At 43.9% G+C, this 1,059-nt stretch carries 2 protein-coding genes; both read left to right on the top strand.

The annotated features are described in order from the left end of the window. Window positions 1–136: 136 nt before the first annotated feature. Window positions 137–436: a hypothetical protein gene (locus DXV75_RS17075; RefSeq protein ID WP_147291853.1), complete on the top strand. Its 300-nt coding sequence runs from the start codon at window positions 137–139 to the stop codon at window positions 434–436. A 128-nt stretch (window positions 437–564) separates the two neighbouring features. Then, a complete protein-coding gene (locus DXV75_RS16990; protein WP_115594611.1) occupies window positions 565–879 on the top strand; it encodes a DUF6572 domain-containing protein in 315 nt (104 codons plus the stop codon). Window positions 880–1,059 lie beyond the last annotated feature (180 nt).

Consider the following 1,059-nt stretch of genomic DNA (forward strand, 5'->3'; position numbering starts at 1 on the left):
CATCGGCAGGGCTAACAAACGCATTAACCACTCGCTACGCTCGCTTGGGACAAAAACACGTAGGCTCCCTCGCTTCGCTCGTTATTGTAGCCTACGTCTTTTTGCCCGTTATGCGGAGCGTTAGGTGCTAGCTGTAATGGAAGACATCGTAGAAATTGGGATAGATAACAAAGAACATCTTTATGTAAAACCATCAACATCCTCTTTTCCTATGATTTATCGAGAGGCTGCAGGTGTTCACTGGGATCAGAAACGTAGAGTTTTGCTTGGTCAGCAAAATCGAGAATGGGGTTACCCCAAGTGGTTCACACATATTTGCGATTTGGTTAGAAAAACTGGTTGTCAATTACAGCTAACAGAAACTACAAGGTGGGTAAACATTTCTAGCGAGCTTCGCACTTCGATTATTCAAGCTCATAGTAAGTTACGCACCTAACAAACAACTGTTGGCGCTCACTGCGTTCGCTGGGACACAAACACATGGGCTCCCTCGCTTCGCTCGTTATTTTAGCCCATGTATTTGTGCCCCAAAGTTGGGCGTTATGCAATTCAAGGAACCTGAACATGGATGACCCTATTCAGAACTTAGATAAAATCGATATCATTGGAGAAAGAAAAGATGGTGGTGTCGATTTGGTAATTGTAGTGTCAAGTGCACTAACGGATTCTGAGTATCACGAACAACTTCTGAAGACTAAGATTCAAGGTTATACGGATACCATCTTCTCCGATGAATGGATATCAAAGTATGGTCAGGGTACTAGCGATATTTATATCAAAGCACAAGTAATGCCCGGCCAAGAAATGATCAATCTAATCGGTGCAATTAAAAATCACCTAAAGGAATTCAATGTTGATTTGTGGCTGGAAGTTGCATAACAAATTAAAGCAGCGGAAAAACACTCGCTGCGCTCGCGTTTTCCGCTGTTTAAAGCGTTAGCCCCCAGTACTATCTCAATGTTGCTCAGCAACGCTGTTATACAGAAACGGCAAGGGCTACCCACCCGGCTCACCTTTCCGCAGTCAGCCCAGCTTCTTTTTTTTGGCAGCGCTATAAAC

This window comes from Alteromonas aestuariivivens (genome assembly GCF_003367475.1).
GTDB lineage: Bacteria > Pseudomonadota > Gammaproteobacteria > Enterobacterales > Alteromonadaceae > Alteromonas > Alteromonas aestuariivivens.